This is a genomic window from Tahibacter soli, assembly GCF_025717065.2.
Lineage (GTDB): Bacteria > Pseudomonadota > Gammaproteobacteria > Xanthomonadales > Rhodanobacteraceae > Tahibacter > Tahibacter soli.
In genome coordinates this window covers 1104125-1128622 of the sequence record NZ_JAOVZO020000018.1, presented here as the reverse complement: position 1 = coordinate 1128622, position 24498 = coordinate 1104125, and the positions used below count along the sequence as shown (strand labels likewise).

The 24498-nt window shown below is 68.7% G+C and carries 20 protein-coding genes; 10 read left to right on the top strand and 10 right to left on the bottom strand.

What is annotated here, in order from left to right; translation table 11 throughout:
* Window positions 1-2: 2 nt before the first annotated feature.
* Both OD750_RS18360 and OD750_RS18355 read right to left on the bottom strand, forming a co-directional pair.
* The gene (locus tag OD750_RS18360) at window positions 3-863 is read right to left on the bottom strand and encodes an SDR family oxidoreductase (RefSeq protein ID WP_263542270.1); all 861 of its coding nucleotides are present in this window, start codon (window positions 861-863) and stop codon (window positions 3-5) included.
* Window positions 860-1741, bottom strand: coding sequence for an SDR family oxidoreductase (locus OD750_RS18355; RefSeq protein ID WP_263542271.1), 882 nt, complete (start codon window positions 1739-1741; stop codon window positions 860-862). The genes OD750_RS18360 and OD750_RS18355 overlap by 4 nt, the downstream gene beginning before the upstream one ends.
* Window positions 1742-1843: 102 nt before the next feature.
* Between OD750_RS18355 and OD750_RS18350 the strand changes: the two genes are divergently transcribed.
* The 3 genes from OD750_RS18350 (at window position 1844) to OD750_RS27575 (ending at window position 3784) form a co-directional block, all read left to right on the top strand.
* A complete protein-coding gene (locus tag OD750_RS18350; RefSeq protein WP_263542272.1) occupies window positions 1844-2476 on the top strand; it encodes a TetR/AcrR family transcriptional regulator in 633 nt (210 codons plus the stop codon).
* 478 nt (window positions 2477-2954) lie between these two features.
* Entirely contained in the window at window positions 2955-3098 is a 144-nt protein-coding gene (locus OD750_RS18345) for a hypothetical protein (RefSeq protein WP_263542273.1), read from the top strand.
* Entirely contained in the window at window positions 3095-3784 is a 690-nt protein-coding gene (locus tag OD750_RS27575) for a DUF8066 domain-containing protein (protein ID WP_484600492.1), read from the top strand. The genes OD750_RS18345 and OD750_RS27575 overlap by 4 nt, the downstream gene beginning before the upstream one ends.
* Here the strand turns inward: OD750_RS27575 and OD750_RS18340 are convergent.
* The 4 genes from OD750_RS18340 to OD750_RS18325 form a co-directional block, all read right to left on the bottom strand.
* Complete coding sequence (locus OD750_RS18340; protein WP_263542275.1) at window positions 3721-5301, bottom strand: serine hydrolase domain-containing protein; 1581 nt, start codon at window positions 5299-5301, stop codon at window positions 3721-3723. The two genes, OD750_RS27575 and OD750_RS18340, sit on opposite strands and share 64 nt — an antisense overlap.
* The gene (lysA, locus tag OD750_RS18335; protein ID WP_263542276.1) at window positions 5298-6533 is read right to left on the bottom strand and encodes a diaminopimelate decarboxylase; all 1236 of its coding nucleotides are present in this window, start codon (window positions 6531-6533) and stop codon (window positions 5298-5300) included. Before lysA ends, OD750_RS18340 begins: the two co-directional genes overlap by 4 nt.
* Window positions 6534-6733: 200 nt before the next feature.
* On the bottom strand, window positions 6734-9721 hold the full coding sequence (locus OD750_RS18330; protein ID WP_263542277.1) for a TonB-dependent receptor: 2988 nt from the start codon (window positions 9719-9721) through the stop codon (window positions 6734-6736).
* A 189-nt stretch (window positions 9722-9910) separates the two neighbouring features.
* On the bottom strand, window positions 9911-11407 hold the full coding sequence (locus tag OD750_RS18325; RefSeq protein WP_425508240.1) for a transglutaminase-like domain-containing protein: 1497 nt from the start codon (window positions 11405-11407) through the stop codon (window positions 9911-9913).
* Between the two features lie 173 nt (window positions 11408-11580).
* On the opposite strand from OD750_RS18325, the gene OD750_RS18320 reads away from it, so the two are divergent.
* The 6 genes from OD750_RS18320 to OD750_RS18295 all read left to right on the top strand — a co-directional run bounded on the left by OD750_RS18320 (window position 11581) and on the right by OD750_RS18295 (window position 17800).
* A complete protein-coding gene (locus OD750_RS18320) occupies window positions 11581-12738 on the top strand; it encodes a DUF819 family protein (RefSeq protein ID WP_263544066.1) in 1158 nt (385 codons plus the stop codon).
* A 4-nt stretch (window positions 12739-12742) separates the two neighbouring features.
* On the top strand, window positions 12743-14131 hold the full coding sequence (locus tag OD750_RS18315; RefSeq protein WP_263544065.1) for a C40 family peptidase: 1389 nt from the start codon (window positions 12743-12745) through the stop codon (window positions 14129-14131).
* Window position 14132: 1 nt separating this feature from the next.
* On the top strand, window positions 14133-15230 hold the full coding sequence (locus OD750_RS18310; RefSeq protein WP_263544064.1) for a dipeptide epimerase: 1098 nt from the start codon (window positions 14133-14135) through the stop codon (window positions 15228-15230).
* Window position 15231: 1 nt separating this feature from the next.
* Window positions 15232-16092 carry a MurR/RpiR family transcriptional regulator gene (locus OD750_RS18305; protein WP_263544071.1) on the top strand — a complete coding sequence of 287 codons (861 nt, stop codon included), beginning with the start codon at window positions 15232-15234 and terminating at the stop codon, window positions 16090-16092.
* 91 nt (window positions 16093-16183) lie between these two features.
* Window positions 16184-17428 (top strand): dicarboxylate/amino acid:cation symporter, encoded by a 1245-nt coding sequence (locus tag OD750_RS18300; protein WP_263544063.1) that lies wholly within the window; start codon window positions 16184-16186, stop codon window positions 17426-17428.
* 63 nt (window positions 17429-17491) lie between these two features.
* On the top strand, window positions 17492-17800 hold the full coding sequence (locus OD750_RS18295; protein WP_263544062.1) for a hypothetical protein: 309 nt from the start codon (window positions 17492-17494) through the stop codon (window positions 17798-17800).
* Between the two features lie 292 nt (window positions 17801-18092).
* Here OD750_RS18295 and OD750_RS18290 read toward each other — a convergent pair whose 3' ends face one another.
* Window positions 18093-18470 (bottom strand): hypothetical protein, encoded by a 378-nt coding sequence (locus OD750_RS18290; RefSeq protein WP_263544061.1) that lies wholly within the window; start codon window positions 18468-18470, stop codon window positions 18093-18095.
* 156 nt (window positions 18471-18626) lie between these two features.
* Between OD750_RS18290 and OD750_RS18285 the strand changes: the two genes are divergently transcribed.
* Entirely contained in the window at window positions 18627-20366 is a 1740-nt protein-coding gene (locus tag OD750_RS18285; protein WP_263544060.1) for a hypothetical protein, read from the top strand.
* On the opposite strand, the gene OD750_RS18280 is transcribed toward OD750_RS18285, so the two are convergent.
* From OD750_RS18280 to OD750_RS18270, 3 genes are all read right to left on the bottom strand, one after another.
* Window positions 20305-21753 (bottom strand): SH3 domain-containing protein, encoded by a 1449-nt coding sequence (locus OD750_RS18280; RefSeq protein ID WP_263544059.1) that lies wholly within the window; start codon window positions 21751-21753, stop codon window positions 20305-20307. The genes OD750_RS18285 and OD750_RS18280 overlap by 62 nt on opposite strands.
* 11 nt (window positions 21754-21764) lie before the next feature.
* A complete protein-coding gene (locus OD750_RS18275) occupies window positions 21765-22919 on the bottom strand; it encodes an SPFH domain-containing protein (RefSeq protein WP_263544058.1) in 1155 nt (384 codons plus the stop codon).
* A gap of 322 nt (window positions 22920-23241) precedes the next feature.
* On the bottom strand, window positions 23242-24498 hold the full coding sequence (locus OD750_RS18270; protein ID WP_263544057.1) for a bifunctional alpha/beta hydrolase/OsmC family protein: 1257 nt from the start codon (window positions 24496-24498) through the stop codon (window positions 23242-23244).

Here is a 24498-nt window from a genome sequence, read left to right as displayed (position 1 = left end):
GGCTAGACCAGGATGCCTTCGGGCTGCGGCATCGTCTTCGGCACGAACAGATCGGGCATCAGCGCATCGTCGCCCGGCGTGACGCGGTAGCCGCGAAAATCGGTGACGCCGGTCTCGAACAGCACGATGTCGTCCATGCACTGGTTGCCGGTGAACTCGCGCGCGTTCTTCACGAGAATCGCGTGCGCCGCATCGGCCATGATCTGCGGCGTGCGGCTGCGCGCGACGATGTCGGGCACGCCGGGAATCATCTTGAGCGCGGCCGTCGCGATCGTCGTGCGCGGCCACAGCGTGTTGAACGCGATGCCGTCGGCCTTGAACTCCGCGGCCATCGCCATCGCGTACAGGCTCATGCCGAACTTCGCGACCGAATACGCCGGATGCGGCGCGAAATTGCGCGGCGAAAGATCCAGCGGCGGCGACAGCGTCAGCACGTGCGGGTTTACGGCATTCTTCAAGTGTGGAATGCAATACTTCGACACGAAGTACGTGCCACGCGCGTTGATCTGGTGCATGAGGTCGTAGCGCTTGCCGTCGGTCTGCAGCGTGCCGGTGAGATTGATCGCGCTCGCGTTGTTGATGCAGATGTCGATGCCGCCGAACGCCTCGACCGTGCGCGCGACGGCCGCCTCGATCTGCGCCTCGTCGCGGATGTCGCAGACGAGCGGCAGCGCGCGACCGCCGGCCGCCTCGATTTCCTCGGCCGCGCTGTAGATCGTGCCGGGCAGCTTGGGATGCGCCTCGGCGGTTTTCGCGGCGACCGCGACGTTCGCGCCGTCGCGCGCGGCGCGCAGCGCGATCGCGAGGCCGATGCCGCGCGAGGCGCCGCTGACGAACAGGGTCTTGCCTTTGAGACTCGTCATGATTGCTCCAGAACGCGCGGCACGACCGCGCGATGAAAACCGTCGAACGGCGCGCTGCGATCGTGCGCCGGCAAGGGAAACGCCTTCGGATTGAGGCTCGTGCCGCCGTCGATGCGGATGCAGTCGCCGGTGACGAACGCCGCCGCGTCGCTGAGCAGGAACACGATCGCGGCCGACACTTCGGCCTCGACCGCCAGACGCTGCAGCGGCGCGGCGCGCGACAGCCGCGGAATCACGGCCTTGGCGAACGCCGGGTCGTAGTGATCGAGCCCCGACGACGCGACGAAGCCCGGCGCCACCGCGTTGACGCGCACGCCGGAAGCGGCCCATTCGATCGCCGCGGTTTCGGTGAAGCTCAGCATGCCCGCCCGCGCCGCGCCCGAGTGCCCCATCATCGGCATGCCGCGCCACATGTCGGCGAGCATGTTGACGATCGCGCCGCCGCGCGCCTTCATGCACTGCGTATACGTTTCGCGCGCGACGAGAAAGCCGCCGGTGAGATTGTTCGCGACGACGGCGTCCCAGCCCTTCTTGCCGATGTTCTCGAGCGGCATCGGGTATTGCCCGCCGGCGTTGTTGACGAGCCCGTCGATCGCGCCGTGTTCGGCGAGGATCGCGGCGATCGCGGCCTGAACGGCTTCCTCGTCGCGAATGTCGAAAACCTGGATCGATGCGCGACCGCCATCGGCGGCGATTTCGGCGGCGGTCGCATCGAGTTTTTCGCGGTTGCGGCCGCACAGCACGACGCTCGCGCCGAGGCTCGCGAGCTCGTGCGCGGTACAGCGGCCGATGCCCGAACCGCCGCCGGTGACGACGATCGTGCGGTCGACGAACAGGTCGGGACGAAACACCGAGCGATAGCGCTGGCCGGTCGACATGCAATGCATCCGCGCACCGGAAATCCGGCCCGCCAGTGATACCTTTCGATGAACACGGTGTCAATATATGATGTTCAACATCGAGGCGTGGAGCGGTTTGCGATGGCATCGGTAACCCGCACGACGGGCACGCGCGGCAAGGCGCGGCGCAGCAGCGTCGAAGAAAACCTGCAGCGCGCGATGGAGCGGCTCGTCGGCAAAGGCGCGAGCTTCACGCAGCTGAGCGTCGAGCAGCTCGCGGCCGAAGCGGGCATCGCGCGCGGCACGTTCTATCTGCACTTTCGCGACAAGGGCGAACTGGTCGCGAAGCTGATGCAGCGCGTGACAGAGGAAATCACCGAAGCGGCGCGGCTCGATGCGCCGGAAACCGCGACGCGCGACGATCTGCGCGCGACGGTCAAGGCGGTCGTCGGGCTGTATCGCCGGCACTACGCGGTGATGGCGGCGATCGTCGAGACGGCGGCCTACGATCCGCAAGTCGAGCGATTGTTCCAGGCGATGATGCGCGCGCTGGTCGAAGTCAATCGCAAGGCGCTCAAACGCCGCCGCGACGCGGGCGTCGTCGGCGACGACGTACCGGCGCTGACGCCCGACGTGGTGACGTGGGCGTTCGAGCGCGCCTGTCATCAGCTGATTCGGGGGCGCAAGGCGGCGCAGGTCGAGGCGCTCGTCGATGCGCTGACGCACATTCTGTGGACGGCGGTTTATGCCGATGCGGGGCGATCTGGGGGGTGAGGGTCGTTCTCTTGTTTCGGGTCTTTTTTGTCTCTTTGTAGCTTTCGCCTGGCTTTAAACAAAGCGTTTCGCTCGCTGCCGCGAGCGAGCAAGGGGAATTTGCTTGTCCAAATTCCCCTTGCATCCCCAAAGGACACCCCGACGGCCGCGGTCTCCGGGCATCCTGCCCTCCGACTCCGCGAGATCGCTACGGGGTTCGCCGAAGGGCCATCCTGGCCCTACGACGAACTCGCGCGCATCCTGCGCGCGACCCTTCGGGCTTTCCTCCGCAATCTCGCCGCGGCCGACGGGGCCCCGGTGAAGCGGGCGGCTTCCTGCCGCCAGAGGCAACAGCGGAAAGCCCAGGCGCGGCGCCTCCCTTAGCTCGTCATTCCGGCAGAGGCCGGACTGCGCAGGCAGGAACGCGGAGCGAACGTTCACGCGGCGAATGGCTCGAAGGGTGAACTGCGGATGCGGGCCGTCATCCGGATCTCAACACATGACGATTGCTGATATCGAAAAGCTGGATACCGGCCTGCGCCGGTATGACGGCTTTGTTGGTAGCTCGTCATTCCAGCGCAAGCTGGAATCCAGCTTTGGGGCGTCGAAAGCAACGGCTGGATCCCAGCTTGCGCTGGGATGACGAGCGTGAGGATCGCCGCATTTTTTGCCGTTGCCGTTGCCGTTGCTTCTGGCGGCAGGAAGCCGCCCGCTCTACCCGGGGCCCCGTCGGTCGCGGCGAGATTGCGGAGGAAAAGCCCGCGAAGCGGGTGCGCACAGGATGTGCGCAGTTCGTTGACGGGCCATGGATGGCCCATCAACGAACCCCGGAGCAAGCTCGCGAAGTCGGAGGGCATGGATGCCCGGAGACCGCGGCCGTCGGGGTGTCCTTGGGGGATGCAAGGGGGAGTTGGACAAGCAACTCCCCTTTGCTCGCTCGCGGCAGCGAGCGAAACGCCTTGTTCAAAGCCGAGCGTTAACTACAAAGCGACAAAGAAAAAGCTGGACCCCAGCGTCCGCTGGGGTGACGAGCAAGAGCAAGAAAATAAAACGACACCCCACCCCATACGCTTGGCGTACAGCTGGAAGAATATGCAACCATCGGTTGGCACCACTCAACCGCAGGATTCGCACATGACACTTCTCCCTGTCGTCGCCGTGCTCTGGGGCGTCGCCGTCACCGTTCTGTGGCTCGTGATCGGCTGGCGCGCGATGCGCGCGCACGAGCGCATCGCCGCGGCCGTCGAGGGTTCGCCGGGTCTGCTTCAGCGCGACGTTCGCCGCGACGCTTTGCACGCCCCCACCCACTTGAACGCGAGATCCGGATAGTCGTAGCTGAAATCCGCTTCCGGATCGACGTGCGACAACGCCAGCGTCATCGGCTGCGCTTCGTCCGCGGCCGTGAAATCGAGCCATGGCTCGGCATCGACACTCGCGTCGTCCCAGTCCACCAGCAGCCGCTCGCCGACGCGCAGCACCGCCCCTTTCAGGCGCGGCGACTTCTGCGCCGCAAAGATCACTTTGCGGCCTTCGGGACAAATCGACACGCTGCCGAACCACGCATCCTCGTACACGCCGGTCCACGCGCGCGCATCGCGCGGCCTGACCGGTTCGCGCTTGCCCTCCGTCGGTTTCTGCGCCGCCGCCGGCCCGCGATCGCGCGCCAGCTCGTCGGCGAGCTTCGCGATGTCGACACCTTCGTCCGGCGCGCTGTACCGCTTGACCAGCGCCTGGTTGAGCACGGTGCGCGCCTCGCCGCCGTCGCCGTTGATCAGCACGACGAAACCGACGTTCTTTTCCGGCAGCAAGGTCAGCACCGAATACATGCCCGCGAGCGTGCCGGTGTGCGACACCTTCTGCGTGCCGTCGACGTCGGACAGACGCCAGCCGTAGCCGTAGGCGCTGTAATGCGCCTTGTCCCATGCGCGCTGCCGCGCGCCCAGGCCCATCGGCATCTGCGCGGTCCACACCGCCTCGCGCTGCGCGCGCGACAGCCACGGCTTGCCGCTTGCACCGGCGCTCCTCGCATCGGACGTCGCCGGATCGAGCCACGCGCGCGTCCACGTCAGCATGTCGTTGAGACTGCAGCGAATGCCGCCGGCCGCGGCCGACGCGATTTCGGGAATCACCGCGCCGTCTTCGCGAATCACGACGTTGCGGTCGTCCTTGCGCATATGCGGCTGCGCGACGTTGCCGACGTCGTCGCGACGAAACTCGCCGACGCGGCAGCGCGCGAGCCCGAGCGGCTCGAACACTTCGCGCCGCACGAGCGCTTCGTAGCTCGCGCCGCCGGCCGCCGCGCCGACTTCGCCGGCGACGATGTACAGAAGGTTGTCGTAGTCGTAACGCGAGCGAAAGCTGTACGCGGGTTTGAGATACGCGAGCCCCGCCAGCACGTCGGCGCGCGTGAACGCGTTCGGTTCGGGCCACAGCATCAGGTCGCCGGCGCCGGCACGCAGGCCGCTGTTGTGGATCAGGAGATCGCGCAGCTGAATTTCGCGCGTGACCCACGGATCGGCCATGCGAAACGTCGGCAGGTGCCGCGTCACCTTGTCGGTCCACGAAAGCCTGCCGGCGTCGACCAGCCGCGCGAGCGTCGCGGCCGTCATCGCCTTGCTGTTCGAGGCGATCTTGAACAGCGTGTCGGCATCGATCTTCTCGCCGCTGCCGGCGCGCGTTTCGCCGGCGGTTCTGGCGTAGACCACCTTGCCGTTCTCGACGACGCCGACCGCGAGGCCCGGCAAGCGGTAGCGCGCGAACGTTTCGTCGAAAAGGGAATCCAGCGTCGGCGCGGCGTGCGCCGCGGTCGCGAGCATCGACAGTGCGATCAGACCCATGCGTCTCATGCGTCGCGCCACTCCGGCAGGCATTCGTTGGCGACGAGTTCGGCGATCGTCTGGCGCCGTCGCACGATCGCCCAGCGGCCGTTGTCGAGCAGCACTTCGGCCACCAGCGGGCGCGAGTTGTACGTCGACGCCATGCACGCGCCGTAGGCGCCGGCCGAGCGGATCGCGACGACGTCGCCGGCACGGCATTCGGGCATGTCGCGCGCGAGCGCGAACGTGTCGCCGGTTTCGCAGACCGGTCCGACCACGTCGTAGCGCGCCGGTGCTCTCGCCGCGTCGACGAGCGGCACGATGTCGTGCCACGCGCCGTACAGCGACGGGCGCAACAGGTCGTTCATCGCCGCGTCGAGCACGAGAAAGTCGCGGCTCTCGCCGCGCTTGATGCGAATCGCGCGCGTGACCAGCACGCCGGCGTCGGCGACGAGCCAGCGCCCCGGCTCGAACACGAGGCGACCGTTGAAGTCGCGCAGCACCTCGCGCACGAGCGCGACGTAGTCGCCCGCCGACACCGGCCGGTCGCGATCGTCGCGATAGCCCACGCCCAGGCCACCGCCGACGTCGATGCTCGCGAGCGCGTGGCCGGCGTCCTGCAGCTCGCGCGCGAAGTCGCGCACGCGTTCGAGCGCGAGGCGAAACGGATCGAGGCTCAGGATCTGCGAGCCGATGTGCACGTGCAGACCGTCGAGCCGCACGTGCGGCATCGACGCGGCATCGGCGAACCAGCGGCGCGCCTCGTCGATCGACACGCCGAACTTGTTTTCGGCCTTGCCGGTGGAAATCTTCTCGTGCGTGCCGGCGTCGACGTCGGGATTGATGCGCACGGCCGCGTGCGCGGTCTCGCCGCGGCGTCGCGCGACGGCCTCGAGCGTCAGCAGTTCGTCGTGCGATTCGACGTTGAACTTCCACACGCGCGCGGCGAGCGCGGCGTCGATCTCGTCGGCGGTCTTGCCGACGCCGGAGAACACGATGCGCGATGCGGGTATGCCCGCGGCGAGACTGCGTTCGAGTTCGCCGGCGGACACGATGTCGGCGCCGAAGCCGGCGTCGGCGACGAGCGCGAGCACGGCGCGGTTGCTGTTCGCCTTGACGGCGTAGCACACGAGGCTGTCGGTACCGGCGAGGCCGGCCGCGAGCGCGCCGATGCGTTCGCGGATCGCCGACGCGGAATACGCGTAGAACGGGGTCGGCAGGCGATCGGCCAGTTGGGCGAGGTCTACATCGTCGAAGCGCATCGGTCCGTACGCAAAGAAATGCCGGTCGAGAATACCTGCGCGGACAGCAGGAGGGGAGGACGCAGAATTCTCGACCGGCGGTTGCTACGCGGTGCGGGTACGGCTTTGACGCTCCGCAGTCCAGACGAAGCAGCGCGCGCGATCCCTACCCGTGCTCGAGCCCTCTCCCCCGACGCCGTCGGGAGAGATAGGGAGAAGGATCAAAAATCCACCTTCACCTTCAACTGCGCATAGCGCGGCGTCTGATAGTCGGTGCCGTAGCGGAACGTCGGGTTCAGCTCGTCGCCGATGTCGGTCTGCAGATCCTGGTCGACCGACAGCACGCGCGTCGAATTGAACAGGTTGTACACCGCGAGCGTCACCGACAGGTCTGCCTCGCCGAACGACCGTGCGTACGTCAGGCTCGCGCCGACGTCGTAGCGCCACGGCAGCCGGCCGTACGAGCCGCGCGGCGACAGGCGGTACACGCGTTCGGACGGGTTGTCGGCCGTGCAGTTCGACACGCAGATGTAGAAGCTGTGGTAGTTCGTGCCGTCGTACGGATTGCCGACGCCCAGGCCGCTGATCGGCGCGCCCGACAGCGCGGTCAGCGTGCCGCCGAGCCGCCAGTTGTCGTTCAGCGCGTACGCGCCGCGCAGCTTGATCTGGTGACGATGATCGTTCGGCAGCGGGCCTTCGGCGTTGAGATCGACGTACGGGTCGTCGAAATGCTCGGTGCGGCCGGTGTCGGAGAAGCCGGTGTCGGTGTTGACCGGGCCTTCGGCGTTGCCGCGGCTGTACGAGAGCGTGTACGACGCGTTCGCCGACCACTTGCCGTCCCACGCGCGGTCGAGGGTGAACTCCAACGCCTTGTACGTGCGCTTGGGCTGCGTGTAGCCGCGCTCGCCGATGTAATTGCCGTCGTCGTCATACATCGCCCAGCCCGCGCGCGACGTGTCGATCGTGACGTAGCCGTCGTTGACGCCGTCGCAGTTCGTGTCGGTGTAGACGGTGACGTCGCGGCCCGGATTGCCCATCACATAGCCGATGCTGCCGGGCTCGCCGTCGCACAGGATGCCGTTCGACGTCAGCTCCATGTCGTCGATCGCGTTGTGCAGTTTGCGGTGAATGCCGCGCACGCCCCAGCCCCAGTGCTCGTCGAACATCGACTGGAAGCCGAGGATGAATTCGTCCTGGTAGACCGGGTCCATGTCCTTGTCGACTTCGCCGCGCAGGTCGCCGACGGTGCCGTCGCCCTGCGAGTCGTCGACCGGTCCGATCTGCGGTCCGAAGACGATGTTCTGGTAGGTCTGGCCGTTGTACGTGAACGGCGTGAAGCCGTTGAACGCCCAGAACGTGCGGCGGTCGAGGAACGCGCCGGCCTGCTTGACGTTGATGATGTTCGACACCGGCAGGAAGTAGCGGCCGGCGTTCGCGAACAGCTTCGTGCGGCCGTCGCCGTTGACGTCCCACGAGAAGCCGATGCGCGGCGCGAGCATGTCGTCCATCTTGATGTAGGTGTCGCCCTCGCCGTTCTTGTTGTCGAAGCCTTCCAGGCGCACGCCGAGATTGAGCGTGACGGTCGGCGTGATCGACCAGTTGTCCTCGAGGTAGTACGCCGTGTTCAAGGTTTCGAACGTACCCGACACTTCCTGCTGGCGGCCGCGCACGTACGCGGTGACGCCGGCGGGCACGACGCCGCCGTTCGCGAGCGTCGCGCCGGGCGACGTCGTGAAGATCTCGTACAGCAGCCGGTCGGGGCCGGGATAGAAGCTCACGTTGTCCGAGGTATTCTGTTCGCGGTCGAGACCGAAGCGCAGCAGGTGATCGGTCAGCGACCACTCGAAGTCGAGCCGGTACGCCTTGCGGTCGTCCTTGCCCTCTTCGATCAGGCCGCTCGTCGTGCAGCCGACGTCGCCGCCGCCGGAGCGGCGGTCGCGGATGCGGCTGCAGTCGATGTCGTTGAGGCTCTTCTGCACGCGGTCGCGCTCGTTGCCGCCGGCGAGCAGCTTCATCGAGAACGTGTCGGACAGGTAGCCCGTGTACGTCAGCGCGTAGTTCGTGCCGCCCGAGTCGGTGTAGCGGCGGTTGCTGAACGCGCCGCGCTGCCCGGTGTCGCCGTCGAAGACGTAGTCGTTGCGCACGGAGCTGTTCTTGTCCGAGAACGCGAGGAATTCCAGCAGATGTCCGTCGGTGATCTGCCAGTCGAATTTCGCGCCCCAGAAATCGTCGGGGCTCTTGGCGCGGAACTGCTGGCCTTCATCGTTCGTGACGGTGATGTCCTTGTAGTCGCGCGCCTCGTACATCACGTAGAAGAACAGCTTGTCGGGCACGATCGGGCCCGACGCGTACACATTGAGATTCGTGCGGTCGTATTCGTCGTACTGGTAGCTCACCTTGCTGCCGTCGGGGTTGTATTTGTCCTTGCCGTCGGTCTGCAGGAAGCTCGGTTCCCAGATCAGTTCCGAACCGAACTTGAATTCGTTGCTGCCGGAATTGGTCACCGCGTTGATCACGCCGCCGGTCGTGCGGCCGAACTCGACGGAGTAGCCGCCGGTCTTGACCTGGAATTCCTTGAAGAACGAGAACGGCACCGACGAGAAGCCGATGCGCCGGTAGAAGTCGGTGACGTTGAGGCCGTTGATGTACACGGTGTTCTCGGCCACCGACGAACCGCCGAACGACACCCCGCCGAAAGCACCGGTGGTCACGCCGGGCGCGAGCAGCGCGACGGCCTGCGCGCTGCGCTCGACCGGCAGACGGTCGAGCTCCGTCTTCGTCAGGTTCGTCGCCGATTCGGTCGAGGTGACGTCGACGATGGTCGCCGCGGCGGAGCCGACCACTTCGACCGCCTCTAGCGTCGTCGCCGCGGCGAGCGTGAGATTGACGCTCGTCGCGTTGCCGAGGCTCACGCGCACGTCGTTCGCCTTCGTCGCCTGGAAGCCGTCCTTCGTCGCTTCGAGCACGTACGTGCCGATCGGCAGGAACGGAAAGCGGTATTCGCCGTCGGCGCCGGCGCGCACGCTGCGCGTCAGGCCCGTTTCGACGTTGCGCACCGTGACCTGCGCGCCGGCGACGCCTTCGCCGCCGCCGGCGACGAGCCGGCCGACGAGCGAACCGTCGTTCGCCGCGGCGAGCGCGAACGGCGCGAGCGACGACAGGCATACGCCCATCGCGATGCACAGTGCGGACTTACGCAGTGTCTTCATGCCCCTTATCCCCAAGTAGTTATTTGTGCAAAACCGGGCATCCTGCCGCGGTTTGCAAACAAACGGTCGCGGCAAAGCCGCGCCACCTTTGTCGAGCCGCGCACTACGTGCACGTCTCGCCGGCACATCCCTGTGCCGGAGCGGTTCTTCGAACCGCTTCGCCGCCGTGGCCGGCACGCGGTTTTCTGTTTACAGAACCGGCGTCACGCCGGCGTGGTAGTGGCGCGCGAAGACGTGCTCCGTGCTCGCCTGCGGCGGCGCGCCGTCCGCCGGCAGGATCTGCCAGGTGAAGCGATAGTCCCACTGGTCGAAGTACAGGTTTCCCCCTTTCCACTCCACTTCGCCGCGCTGCAGGTCGACGGTTTCGGAACGGAAGTGCTGCTTGGGCGGCACGAAGTCGCGGCCGTAGTCGTCGTTGAACGCGACGCGCCAGCCGTCGAGCGATCCGAGGTAGAACCACGCGAGCGCGGGATCGGCCGAGTCGAGCCTGCCGTGCGTCACATCCATCGGCACCCAGCCGTAGGGCGCCAGATACAGCCAGCCCCAGTCGTGCATCGTGTCGAACGCCCTGTCGTCGAACTCCCAGCCCGATTGCCAGCGTGCCGGAATGCCGTTCAGGCGCAGCAGCGTCATCAGCAGCAGCGTCTGCTGCCCGCAGTCGGCGTGGCCGGCGTGCAGCGCGTAGTCGCCGATATTGGAAATCGTGGAATATTCGCGCGCGCTCGCCCAGGGCGTCGCGTCGACCGCGGCGAACAGTTTCTGCGCGATGCGATAGGGATTCTTCTCGTCGCCGACGATCTTGCGCGAGTACGCGCGCATCGCGTCGGTGAACACGATATGCGGCGGGCGCTCTCCGAGGTGCGGCGCGAGTTCCGGTGTCGACGGCGCGGCGGTCACCTTGTCGGCGTCGATCGCGTTGTAGGTGGCGTAGACGACGAGTTCGTAGTCGATCGAGAACTGCGTCGGCTTCCCGGCCTGCGCGGTTTTCTCAAGGTATACGGTGCGCTGCGGCGTCGATTCCGGCGCGATCTCGTGGCGCGCGGGCTCGCTCGCGACGAGCCTGATCGCCTCCTGCCGTCCGGCCTGCGGTCGCGGAAACGGCAGCCACGCGCGCACGGTTTCGCCGGCCGGCACGGCGTCGGCGTTGACGGTGAGCGAGTAGCCGATCTTCACGCGCCGCGGCGCGACGTTCGCGCGACCGCTCGCAAGCGCGAGCTTGCGCACTTCCTCGTGATACGGCGCGAGACGATACAGCGGTCCGTCGCCGGCCGACGGCGGCTTGCCGCGGTTGCGCGCGGCGGCGGCCTGGTCGATGCGCAACAGGTTCGCCACGGCGCTGTTGAAATAGCGCGGCTCGCCGTCGATCGTCAGGCGTTCGAGCGCGCCGGATTTTTCCCAGCGCGCGACGTCGTCGGCGCTCGCGTCGGGAATCGCCGCCTTGAGTTTCGCGTCGAGGTCGGCGCGCGACAGCGCGAAGTCGAGCCGGATGCGGCGCATGCGTTCGCGTTCGAACTGCGCGGCGCGACGCTCGTCGGGCTTGGCCGACGTCGACGCGAGCGTTGCCGCGATCTCGCGCTCGGCACGCCGGAACTGTCCCGCGTCCACCAGCGCCACGATGTCGGCGCCCGCCGCGACGGCCTGCGCCGCGCACAGCCACGCCGTCAGCGCGAGTACACTCGTGGACAATCCCGCCTTCGTATTCACGCCTGCGCCGCCCCCGCGATCGTGACCTTCCGCCGGCTGTGTAACATGGCCGAAACGGACGGTCAATAATTTATTCTTGACTTTCATCTACAGGGAATCAGATATTCGCAACAGGGCCGGCGAACGCCACGCCCGCGATCGCACACGGGGAGCGAATGATCCAGTCGGTCTGGCCGTATCTCGCGATGATGCTGCTCGCCGCGGGCGTTTTTCCGGCGCTCGAACAGCGCTTTCGCTGGCGCGTGTTCGGCGTGCTGCCGCCGATCGTGCTGACGTATCTCGCGGCCATGGCGCTGGCCGTCGCGGGCCTGTGGCAGGCGACGCCCGAGATCCAGTCGGCGCAGCGCACGATCGTCGCGCAGCTGCTGCCCGCCCTGCTCTTTCTATTGATGATCGGCTGCGACCTGCGCGCGATCGTCGCGCTCGGCCCGCGTCTCATCGCCGTGTTCGCGTGCGCGATGGCGAGCATCCTCGCGGCGATCGTGCTGTGCTATCTCGCGTTCCGCACTTGGCTGCCCGCCGACGGCTGGAAGATGCTCGCGGCGCTGTCGGGCACGTGGACCGGCGGTTCGGCGAACCTGCTCGCTGTGAAACAGGCGATCGACCTCGCCGACAGCTCGCTGCCGCCGGTGCTGCTCGCCGACGCGCTGTGCTATTCGCTGTGGGTGATCGCCCTGTTCGCCTCGGCGCCGCTCGCGACCGCGTTCGACCGCTGGACGCGCGCCGACGCGCGCCCCGCCCCGGCGGTCGCCGCGCCGCGCGCGAACGAACCCGCCGATGCCGGCAGCGTGCTCGCGTGGCTGGGATCGGCCCTCCTCGTCGGCGTCGGCGCGCAGGCGCTCGCCGCGCGGCTGCCGACGTCCGGATTCCTCACGCCGACGTCGTGGACGCTGCTCGCGGCGACGGCCGCGGGCCTCGTCGTCGCGCACACGCCGCTCGCTCGGCTGCCCGGCGCGAACGCGCTCGGCGGCGCGCTGCTCGCGTGCATCGTCGCGGTGCTCGGTTCGCAGTCGAGCTTCGCCGGCATCGCCGCGGCACCGCTGTTCGTCGTGTGCGGCCTCGCCGTGCTCGCCGTACACATTGCGCTGCTGGCCGGCGCCGCGCGGCTGTTCCGTTTCGACCTGCATCTCGTCGGCATCGCCTCGCTCGCGCAGATCGGCGGCGTCGCGTCGGCGCCGCTGCTGGCCGCCGTGTATTCGCCCGCGCTCGTGCCGGTCGCCGTGCTGATGGCCATGCTCGGCCTCGTGCTCGGCACCGGCGTGGGCCTCACCATGGCCAGCGTGCTGTCGGCGCTGGCGCCCGTTGCGAGTTGAACGCATGCGATTCATCGTCATCACGCTCGGCGCCGTCCTGCTCGGCGCCTGTACCGCCCCGGCGGCGCGCAAGGCGACGGCCCCGCCGCACGCCATCGTCGGCGTCGAGGAGCCGCAGTTGAACGCCGACTACTGGATCGACCGGCAGTCGCATCCGTCGCGCGTGATTCTCGACGCCGCCGCGATCGCCGCGCAGAACCGCCGGCTCGTCGAAACCGACGCGTCGGTGCACGACCTCGCCGCATTGCCGGCGACGCTGCCGCGCGCAACGATCGCCGGCTGGGTCGAAGACCTCTCGTCGCGGCCCGACAAGCCGTTGTACGACGAACGCGGCGAACCGGTGCCGGCCGCGACGCTCGACGCGCTCGTCGCCGACGCGAACGTCGCGGCGATACCGGACGCGACGCCCGTGCGTTACGGCCTCGTCGTGCGCCGCGCCGACCTGCGCGCGTTCCCCACGCGCCTGCGCGTGTTCACGTCGCGCGGCGACACCGACATCGACCGCTTCCAGGAATCGGCGCTGTTTCCCGGCACGCCGGTCGCGCTCGTGCATGCGAGCCGCGACGGCCGCTGGTGGTTCGTCGCAAGCCCGCTGTACGCGGCGTGGATCGAAAAGGACCACGTCGCCGAAGGCGAGCGCGCGCAAGTGCTCGGCTATGCCGACAAGGAGCCGCATCTCGTCGTCGTCGGCACCGCCGCGCGCACGGTGCACACGCCCGAGCGCCCGGACGTTTCCGAGCTGCAGCTCGACATGGGCGTGCGCGTGCCGGTGCTCGCGCAGTGGCCGGCCGACCGCCCGGTCAACGGCCAGCATCCGTACACCTCGCACGTCATCGAACTGCCGGCGCGCGACGCGAACGGCCGGCTCGAATTCGTGCCGGCGCTGCTGCCGAAGACGAACGAAACGTCGAGCGACTATCTGCCGCTGACCGCGGCGCACCTGTTGCAACAGGGCTTCAAGTTTCTCGGCGAGCGCTACGGCTGGGGCCATTCGTACAACGCGCGCGACTGCTCCGGCTTCGTTTCGGAAATCTACCGCAGCTTCGGCGTGACCCTGCCGCGCAACACGCGCGACATGGCCGTGAGCCCGGCGCTCAACCGCCTCGCGTTCACCGAGCGCGACGATGCTGCCACACGCCTGGCGGCGCTGCGCGCGCTCGAAGCCGGCGACCTGATCTTCATTCCGGGCCACGTGATGATGGTGATCGGCCACGTCGACGGCGAGCCGTACGTCATCCACGATACGACCGGCATCAGCTACCGCAACGACAAGGGCGAGATGACGCGCGTGCATCTGAACGCCGTTTCCGTATCGCCGCTGACGCCGTTGCTGCTCAACGAAAACACCAGCTACATCGATCGCATCTACAGCATTCAGCGCATCAGGAAATAAGATGAAGATTACGGATATCCGGTTCGGGATGCTGCGCGTGCCCTTGAAGACGCCGTTCAAGACCGCGCTGCGCACCGTCGAGACGATCGAGGACATCGTCGTCATCGTCAACACCGACACCGGCCACGTCGGCTACGGCGAAGCGCCCGCCACCGCCGTGATCACCGGCGATACGCACGGCTCGATCATCGAGGCGATCCGCAAGTTCATCTTCCCGCGCCTGGTCGGCGAGGAAATCGCCAACCTCAACCGCATCACGCAGCTTATCCAGGGCGCGCTGGAAAAGAACTTCAGCGCGAAGGCCGCGGTCGAGATCGCGGTGTACGATCTCTTCGGCCAGCTGTACAACGCACCGTTGTACAAGATGCTCGGCGGCGGCGACCCGGTGATCACGACCGACATCACGATCAGCGTCGACTACATCGACAAGATGGTGGCCGACTCGCTCGCCGCGGTCGAACGCGGCTTCGAATCGCTCAAGATCAAGGTCGGCAAGGACATCGGCGTCGACATCGAACGCATCAAGGCGATCTACGCCGCGGTCGAAGGCCGCGCGCTCCTGCGTCTCGACGCGAACCAGGGCTGGACCGCCAAGCAGGCCGTGTACGCCGTGCAGGCGCTCGAGGACGCCGGCGTGCGGCTCGAACTCGTCGAGCAGCCGGTGAAGGCGCAGGATCTGGAAGGCATGAAGTACGTGACCGACCGCGTGCACACGCCGGTCATGGCCGACGAAAGCGTGTTCGGGCCGATCGAGGTGATCGAACTCATCAAGATGCGCGCGGCCGACATCATCAACATCAAGCTGATGAAGACCGGCGGCATCTCCAACGCGATCCGCATCGCCGACATCGCGGCGCTGTACCAGGTCGAATGCATGATCGGCTGCATGCTCGAAACGAGCATCAGCGTGTCGGCGGCCGTGCACGTCGCCGTCGCCAAGTCGAACGTCATCACGAAGGTCGATCTCGACGGGCCGTCGCTGTGCAGCTTCAATCCGGTCGACGGCGGCGTGATCTTCAACGAATCGGAAATCTCGGTCACCGATTCGCCGGGCCTCGGCATCCGCGAGATCCGCGGACTCGAGCTGCTGCGTGACTGACATGTCGCCGCTCGTCAAGATCCGCGCCGAGCGCGACCAGATGTCGGCGATCGAGCGGCGCATCGCCGATTTCATTCTGGACAATGCGCACTTGTTGCGCGACTACTCGTCGCAGCAGGTGGCCAACGCGCTCAAGATCAGCCAGTCGAGCGTCGTCAAGTTCAGCCAGAAGCTCGGCTTCAAGGGCTATCCGGATCTGAAGCTCTCGGTCGGCGAATCGGTGGCGCACCATCGCGCGATCGAGAACCAGTCGAACGACGACGCGGACGCCGTGCGCGCCGTCGCCGACCCGTACGCCGCGCTCGCCGACGGCCTGTCGCGCGGCAAGCTCGAAGCGCAGGCCGAAACGCGCGCGATCAACGCGCCGGCGCAGCTCGACGCGATCGCCGCGGCGATCGCCGGCGCGCCGAAGGTGTTCGTCACCGGCCTCGGCGAAGACGGCATCCAGGCGCAGGCGTTCGCGCTCAAGCTGTCGCTGCTCGACATCCACACCGTGCATCACTGCGACCCGGTGTTCCTGTCGACGAGCCTTGCGACCGCGACGCACGGCGACGTCATGTTCGTGTTCTCCGAACACGGCCGCCAGAACGCGCTCGCACAGCTGTCGCGCGACCTGCGCGAGCGCGGCGGCAAGGTCGTGTCGGTCACGCGCCACACCGCCAACCCGCTGCGCGCGCACGCCGACGCGTCGCTGCTCGTCTCGGCGCACGACGAGCGCCCCGCCGTCGAACCCTTGCTGTACTGCGCGGCGCTGCAGCACCTGCTCGACGTGCTGTTTCTCGCGCTGTGCGAACGCATCGGCGACGGCGCCGCGCGCCTCGGCGCGAACGTCGAACGCATGCGCCACCTCATCGATCCTTGAATAAACATATGCCGGCAATCGCTTTGCCGCCGGTCCGCGAATCCGCAACGCTGTGCGCCCGCCGGCGCCGGCCCCGACGTACGGAAACCTCATGACGAGCGCGACACGCGTATTGCTGGGACTCGCCGCGGGCGCCGCGCTCGGCTTCGCGCTCGCGCAGGTCGATCCGTCGTCGGCCGCGACCGCGTCGGCGGTGTTGCGACCGGTCGGCCGGCTCTGGCTCAACGGCCTGCAGATGACGATCGTGCCGCTCGTCGTCGCGCTGATCATCGTCGGCGTGAATCTCGCGACCGACGCCGCGGCGTCGGGCCGCGTCGCGCGGCGCTCGGTGCTGACGTTTCTCGCGATCCTCTTCGGCGGCGCCGTGTTCGCGGCGCTGTACGCGCCGGCGTTCCTGTCGCTGCTGCCGCGCGACGCGTCGGTCGCCGCGTCGCTGCATGCGGCGAGCGGCGGCACGCCGGCGGCGCCGGGCGCGGCGCTGAACCTCGTCGACTGGTTCGGCAGCATCGTACCGACGAACGCCGTCGGCGCGGCGGCGCAGGGCGCGATCGTGCCGCTCGTCGTGTTCACCCTCGCCTTCGCGTTCGCGCTGACGCGCATCGACGCGGCGCGGCGCGCGACGATCGTCGCGTTCTTCCAGGGCGTCGCCGACGCGATGACCGTGATCGTCGGCTGGGTGCTGTGGCTCGCGCCGCTCGGCGTGTTCGCGCTGATCCTGCCGGTCGCCGCGAACGCGGGCGCCGGCATGCTCGCGGCGCTCGGCGGCTATCTCGCGCTGCAATGCTCGATGTATCTGATCGCCGCGCTCGCGATGTACGGCGTCGTCGCGGCGTTCGGCGGTCGCACGGTCGTGCGCTTCGCCGCGGCGGCGGCGCCGGCGCAGGCGGTCGCGGCGAGCACGCAGTCGTCGCTCGCGTCACTGCCGGCGATGCTCGAATCGCAGGAGCGGCTCGGCACGCCGCGGCCGGTCGCCGCGCTCGTGCTGCCGCTCGCGGTTTCGCTGTTCCGCATCACGAGCCCGATCCAGTACATCGGCGTCAGCGCGTTCATCGCATGGGCGTACGGCGTCGACGTCGGCGTCGCGCAGTGGGCGTTCGCGGTCGTGCTCGCGGTCGCGATCAGCATCGGGTCGGCCGGCCTGCCGGGCCAGGCGACGTTCATGGGCATGAACCTGCCGGTGGTCCAGTCGCTCGGCCTGCCGATCGAGCCGATGGGGTTGCTGCTCGCGGTGGAACTCGTGCCTGACGTGTTCGCGACGGTCGGCAACGTGACGGCCGATCTTGCGGCGACGCGCGTCGTGGCACGCGGCGAAGACGGCGACGCGCCGCCGGGCTGACGCGCGAACTTCCGGCCGGCAGTCGGGTCTGTAAGCGCCGACACCCTTTGGCCGCGAATCCCGATGTCCACTTATCCCGTCGTACGGTATTTTCCGTACGCCCTGCTCGTGCGCGCGCCGCTGCTGGCGAACGGGGTACAGCTCGTCGTGATTCTCGGCGGAATGACGACGGTCGGCGCGCACCGCGTCGGGGTGGTGTATCTGTGCGTCGGCCTCCTGCAGGTCTTCGTCGTACCGTTCGCGCTGCTGGCGCTGTATCGCGCGGGCGGCTTGCGATCGTGGCGGCATCTCGCGGCGATCGCGTGCGGCTGCGCGCAACTGGCGTTGACGCTCGAAGTGCTGCGCCGCGTGGCAGAATCCGTGGACCGATGACGCGAACGACGACGATCCGCCGATTTCCCTATGTCGCGCTCGTGCGCGTTCCGCTCGTCGTCGACGCGCTGTTGCTGCTGATTCTGCTGGCGCCGTCGCGATGCCGCGACTGCTGGTCTTCGTCGTCGTCGCAGCGGTGCTCTACACGTAGCCGCTGGGCCTGACCGCGGCGCTCTGGGCGACGGCCGTACTGCGGTACGCCGCGGCACGACGCACCCGGAGACACGTCCTTGCGATCGTCTGCGGCATTGCGCAGGCAGCGCTCGTGCTGACGCTGCTGTCGCTCTACCCGCTAGAGTGACCAGCGCCGCGGCGTCCGCGCATACGCCACGAGAAACAGTGCCGCGAACACGAGATCGACGACGCCGAACCCGGCCATCTGCGCCGGCAGCCGGCCTTGCAGATACAACACGATCGTCGCGACGCCGAACGCGATCTTCTCGAACGCGCCGAACGGCATGACCGGCCGCAGCCGCACCGGCTCGCGCGCGATCGCGAAGAACGCGAACTGCCATGCGAGCGCGACGCCGGCGAAGCCGTAGTAGAACTCCGGGTGCGTGATCGGCGGCGGCGTGTCGATGCCGACCTTCGCCTCCATGAAAAACAGCGGCAGCACGGTGGCGAGGCCGTACAGGCCGGCGAGTCCGAATACGTTGCGGGCGAACTTCATCGCGATCTCCCGGCTCATACCCTGCGGCGAATCTACACCCTCGGCGGCGAAGATCGCACACACGCCCGGCCGTTGACGCCGCGCGGCACACCGCGCACATTGCCGGATTGCGGCCGGCGCACGCCGGCCTTCCTTCCAGGGAACGGACCGCCTTCGATGCCCGACGCACGCCTCGCCCGACTGTTGCCGCCGCTGCTGCTCGCCGGCGCGGTCGCGCTCGTCCACGCACCCGCGCTCGACGCGTATTTCCTGCTCGACGACTACGTGATGCTCGCGTTCGCGCGCCTGCTCGACACGCCATGGCCGATCTTCGCGCAGGACAGCATGCCCGGCGGCGGCGGGTTCTACTATCGCCCGCTGACGCTCCTCGTCTGGTGGCTCACCGCGCAGGCCGGCGCCGTCACGCCGTGGTGGCAGCACGCGTGCAACGCGGCGCTGCACGTCGGCGTCGCGTGGATGCTGTACGCGGTCATCCGCGGCTGCAACGTCGGGCGCGCCGCCGCGCTCGCCGGCGCCGCGCTGTACGCGCTGCATCCGATCGGCATCGGCGCGACGGCGTGGCTGTCGGATCGCTTCGACCTCGTCGCCGCATTCATGGGCCTCGCCGCGCTGCGTTTCGGCCAGCGCCATGCGGTCGACGCGCCGCGCACGCCGTACGCCGCGCTCGCACTCGCCTGCCTCCTCGGCGCGATGTTCGCGAAGGAAATCGGCCTCGCCTTCGCGCCGGCACTCGCGCTGATGTGGGCGCTCGCGCCGTGGCCGCTGCGCCGCCGTGCGCTCGCGGTCGCCGCTGTCGGCGTCGCGACCGTCGCGTGGTATCTGTGGCGCGGCTACGTGCTGCCGGACGATCGCGAGTACACGCTGTACACGCCCGGCGCGCTGCCGGCGCTGATCCGCGACGGGCTCGTCAAATATTTCGCGGGCTTCGCGACGATCGGCGGCTTCGGCGCGCGGCTGTCGTACGCCGCGTCGCTCTGCGCGGGCGCCGCCGCGGCGTTCGCGCTCGGCGCCGTCGCGTTCGGCGCGCGCGCGGCGCTGCCCGCATGGCGCGAGCGGTGGCCGGCGCTCGCCGTCGCGTTTGCGCTCGTCGCCGCGCCGGCGCTCGTGCAGGCGCCGGGCCTGGACATGATGCAGTTCTTCATCGCGCCCGACACCGGCGCGTTCGACGTCGTGTACAAGATGCGCTTCTACTACGTCGGCGCGCTCGGCATGGCGATGCTCGCCGCGATCGCGGTCGACGCCGCCGCGCGCAACGCGGCCTCGCGCGTCGTCCTCGCCGCGGTGCTGCCGCTCGTCGTCGCCGTCTACGCGTTCGCGTCGCACCGTCTCGCCGCGCAGCTGCGCGATTTCGCGAACGGCACGCCCAAGGCGCTCGCCGAAGGCGCCGCGCGCGCGATCGACCGGCTCGCACTCGACGGCGACGCGCCCTGCCACGTCTTTCTGCTCGACGTCACCGATCCGCACGGCGCGTGGCCCGGCTTCACCGACAGCATCGTCAAGGCCGTCGCAACGTCGCCGGCGCGCCTCTTCGGCTGCACGTTCGAGACCGACGTCACGCCGTGGATGCACAACCTGCCGGCGGCGGCGCCCGTGGCGCGCTTCGCGCCGCTCGTGCCGCTCGCCGAGAACGGCCGCCTCGTGCGCACGCTGGAAATCGGCAATCTCGCGTTTCGCTATTTCAACCTCACGCCCGACATCGATCCGGCGAGCGTGCCGGGCGCGCACTATCTGGCGTGGAACGGCGCCGCGTTCGACGACGTGACGGCCGACGTCGTCGCGGGCCGGCGCGCGGTGCGGTTTCGCTGCGTGCGCACGCCGGATCAGTGCGAGTCGTCTACCGCAACGCCACCGTCTGCCGCTTCCACGCCGCATCCTGCGAGCGATAGAACACGCTGAGCGACGCCGGGTCGTCGACCTTCTTCTCGACCGCGAGCGTCGCAAGGTCGACGACCTCGAACGTGCGCCGGAAGCGGCCGTCGACGCGCACTTCGCGCGCCGCGAGCATCTGCGGCTTGCCCGGCACCCAGCCGGCGAATTCGACGTAGCCGAGTTCCGGCGCGTCGGCGCCCGGCGGCAGCACGTCGATGCGCCACGCATCGCCGTCGCGCTGGAACACCCACAGCTCGCGCCACGCGTCGAGCGGCTGCACCGCGAGCGCGAGCGCCGTGCCGGCCGCGTTCGCGCTCGCCGACGCGTTCCACACGAGCCCATACGTGCAGCGGCGCGCGAGCGGCGTCTTCTCGCCGTGTTTCGCATCGACGAGTGCGACGCAGGTCTCGCCCGGTTCGCCGGCGCTCGTCGCGACGCGCAGGCCGCTCACCGCGACCGGCGCCGCCGCCGCGCCCCAGCGCGACGCGCCGACGCGTACCGCGGCTTCGGCGTACGCGTTCGCGTCTTCTTCCGCCAATTCCATCTTGTTGACCGACGCCAGTTCCTGCAGCGCGAGACTTGCCGCTTCCTGCGCGTCTTCGCCGCGGCGCACGCGCGCGAACGCGTAGCTCGCCTGCACGCCGGCGCTGCGCAGCCGCAGGCGATTCTTCAGATGCTCGGACAGATTCTGCCGCGGCGCCTGTGCGAGCACCGCGATGCGCCACGCGTCGTGGTCGTAGCGCTGCGCGGGCGTCAGGTCCGGCGCGATGCACTCGGGCCGCGTCAGTGCGAGCGCGGCCTGCGCGCGTTCGACGTCGGACGACGGCAGCGCGAGCACACGGCGATACGCCTCGCCGTCGTAGCACAGCAGCATGCGGCCGTCGCGCTCGCGGCTGGCGATCGCGACGCCGAGGCTCGCGGCCACTTCCAGGTGCGCCGCGATCGTCGCGTCGTCGGCCTTCGCGCGCCGCGACGACGCGCGCCGCGCGAGCCGCTCGGCCATCGTGCCGAGCGCGAAAAACGGTTCGCTCGTGATCGCCTCGCCCGGCGCCGCTTTGAGATACGCCGCGACATAGGCGATGCCGAGCGCCTCGGCGCCCGGCGTTTCGCGCAGGAAGCGCACGACCGACAACAGCTCCGGCGCATCCGTCGCCGCTAAGCCGACGCGCCGCACCTGCGAGGCGCGCACGTAGCCGCCGCGTTCGCGGCGATGGTCGTAGACTTGCAGATAGTCCTGCCGCTCGCCGCGCACTTCGAGCGTTTCGCCCTGCCACAGCGTGGCCTGCAGCGGCGACGAATCCTTCGCGGCGGCGCGCAGCGCGATCGCATCCTGCACGACGATCGCGGCGGCCGGTTCCGCCGCGGCGTTCCACGCGGCGGCTATGAATAGAATAATTGCGACAATTTTCGACATGGCGGCGTGGCTCAGTTCGCGTCGGGCTGGTGCGCGACGGTCCTGGTGCCGAGCAGCGTGTCGCCGATGAAGCCGCCGCCGGCCGGCGGCGGCGCGATGATCACCGACACCTTGTCCGACAGCTTGTCGGCGAGCGTCTTCTGGATCAGCAGCGGATGCCGCGTGATCAGTTCGCCGTCGCGCTGCATCTGATCGCTCTGCACCTTGCCGATCTTCTCCAGGCGGTCGAGCTCGGCCTCGGCGAGCGCACGGCGCGAATCGGCTTCGCCGGCCGCCTCGATGCGGCGCGCCTGCGCCGCGGCCTCGGCGATCTTGATGCGCGAGGCCTTCTCGGCTTCGGCTTCGAGCTGGCGCTGCTCGATCTGCTTCTGCTTGAACGGCAGCACGTGCTTCATCGCTTCCTCCTGCGCGCGCGCCGCGATCACCTGCTCGGACGCCGCCGCCTCGGCCTTTTTCTCGCGCGACACCTTCTCGGCGTCGGCCACGAGCTCGGCTTCCTTGACCTTTTTCTCCTTGAGCTCGAGCGTGTACTTCATCTGCTCGGTTTCGAGTTCGACCGCGAGCAGCTTGTCCATGCCCGCGCGGTAGTCGGCCGGCAGGTCCACATTGCCGATCAGTACCGAATGCAGCACGATGCCGTCGGCGGCCAGACGCGGCTTGAGTTCGGTTTCGAGCGCGTCCTGCAGCTCTTGCCGCTTGGTCGAGAAGATCTCGCGGACCGTGTAGCGCGTGAACACCTTGTAGATGACGCCCTGCACGGCGGGTTCCACGCGCTGGCTGTCGATGTCCTGCGGCAAGGTGCGAGCGATCGCGTCGAGGTTCTTGGGATCGAGCGCGTAGCGAATCGCGATCTCGACGCCGAGCGACAGCCCCTCGTTCGACTGGAACGGCGCCTCGCCGGTCGCTTTCGCGCTGCGCTCGGGGCGATAGATGCGGTCCTGCAGCGGATAACGGCGCAGCTCGTGCATGCCCGGAATCACGACGACGAGCCCTTCGCCGGTCGGCGAGGCGGAGCCGGTCCAGCGATTGAGGCGAACGCCCATCTCGCCGTGCGCGATCGATTCGGTCGGCGGGTTCAGCGCGAACCACGCACCGCCGGCGACCAGCGCGCCGAGGATCAGATAGCGGGGTTTCAAGGCTTGGGGCCACTGCAGGCGGGAAGACACGGTTCGCTCCTAGGGCGATAGTACAAGGGCATCGGGATGCCGGGGTTGCACTCCCCGGTCCATGCCATTGAAACCTCGGCACATGCCGCGATCGCGCCGCATCGGGGCGCGGTCGCGGACGAGTTGTGGCGCTATTCGGGCAGCCGTCGCGCCGTCAAGCCCGGCGCTCGTCGACTCGCATTATTTATATACGCAGCCGAGCTCATCGAGCTGCCGCCCCATGCGGAAAGCAGCTGCGTCGTCGATATCGCGACGAGCGACACCGCCGACTTCGCCGGCCGGCTCGCCGTCGACCGGCGCGGCGCTCGCCGCGCCGGAGCGTTCACTCCTCCTCGACCGCCTCGCCCATGCGCCGCGCGTGCATCTCGACCGGTTCGGCCGCGGCCGGCGGTTCGCCGAGCGAGGTTTCGACGCGTGCGCCGCCTTCGAGCGTGCGATGCACCGGACAGCGGTTCGCGATATCGACGAGCCGCGCGCGCTGCGCGGCGTCGAGATCGCCGTCGACGGCGATCGTGCGCGTGAAGAGATCCGGTGTCGGCTGGTCCTTCTGCTTCTGGTGCCCGACGGCCGTGCGGATGCGCTCGACCGGCAGTCCCTTGTGCTCGGCGTACATGCGCAGGGTCATCGTGGTGCACGCGGCGAGACCCGCGGCGACGAGGTCGTACGGCGTCGGCCCGGAGCCGAGGCCACCGACGCTCGCCGGTTCGTCGGCGAGAAACCGGATGCCGCCGGCACGAATCGCCACCTGGTATTTGCCGGCGCGCGTTTCTTCGGCGACGACGTCGCCTTCCTGCCCCGCTTCGCGCGTTTCCGGCACGGCCGGCAGGTAGCGCGACGACCACGCAGTGATGACTTTTGCCGCAAAGTCCACATCGTTCCGGCGCGTGAGCAGATGATCGGCGTCGTCGAGCGAGACGAAGCTTTTCGGGTGTTTCGCCGCGACGAAGATGCGCGTGGCGTTGTCGATGTCGACCGTGGCGTCGAGCGGCGCGTGCAGGATCAGCAGCGGCCTTCGCAACGCGGCGATGCGCACGCCGAGGTCATGCTTGGCAAGGTCGTCGACGAACGTCTGCCTCACGACGAAAGGCCGGTCGGCGAGCAGCACCTCGGCCTCGCCGTCGGCGGCGATGCGTTCGAGCGAGCCCGGGCTGAACTGCCCGAGCACCTGCGTCACGTCGAACGGCGCGGCGATCGTCACGACGGCGGCGATGCCGTCGATGTCGCCGGCCGCGGCGAGCGCCGCGGCGCCGCCGAGACTGTGGCCGATCAAGAGCGACGGCGGCATGCCGGCCGCGCTCATCGCCTCCGCCGCGGCGACGAGATCGCGCACGTCGGCGCCGAACGTCGCGTCGGCGAACGAACCGCCGCTCGTGCCGAGACCCGCGAAATCGAAGCGCAGCACCCCGATGCCGCCGCGCGCGAGCGCCCGCGCGATGCGCGCGGCGGCGAGGCCGTCCTTGCCGCAGGTGAAGCAGTGCGCGATCAGCGCCCAGCCGCGCACGGGCGGATCGGGCAGTTCGAGGCGACCGGACAGCACGTAGCCGCCGGCGCCGGGGAAGTCGAAGGTGCGGGTCGTCAT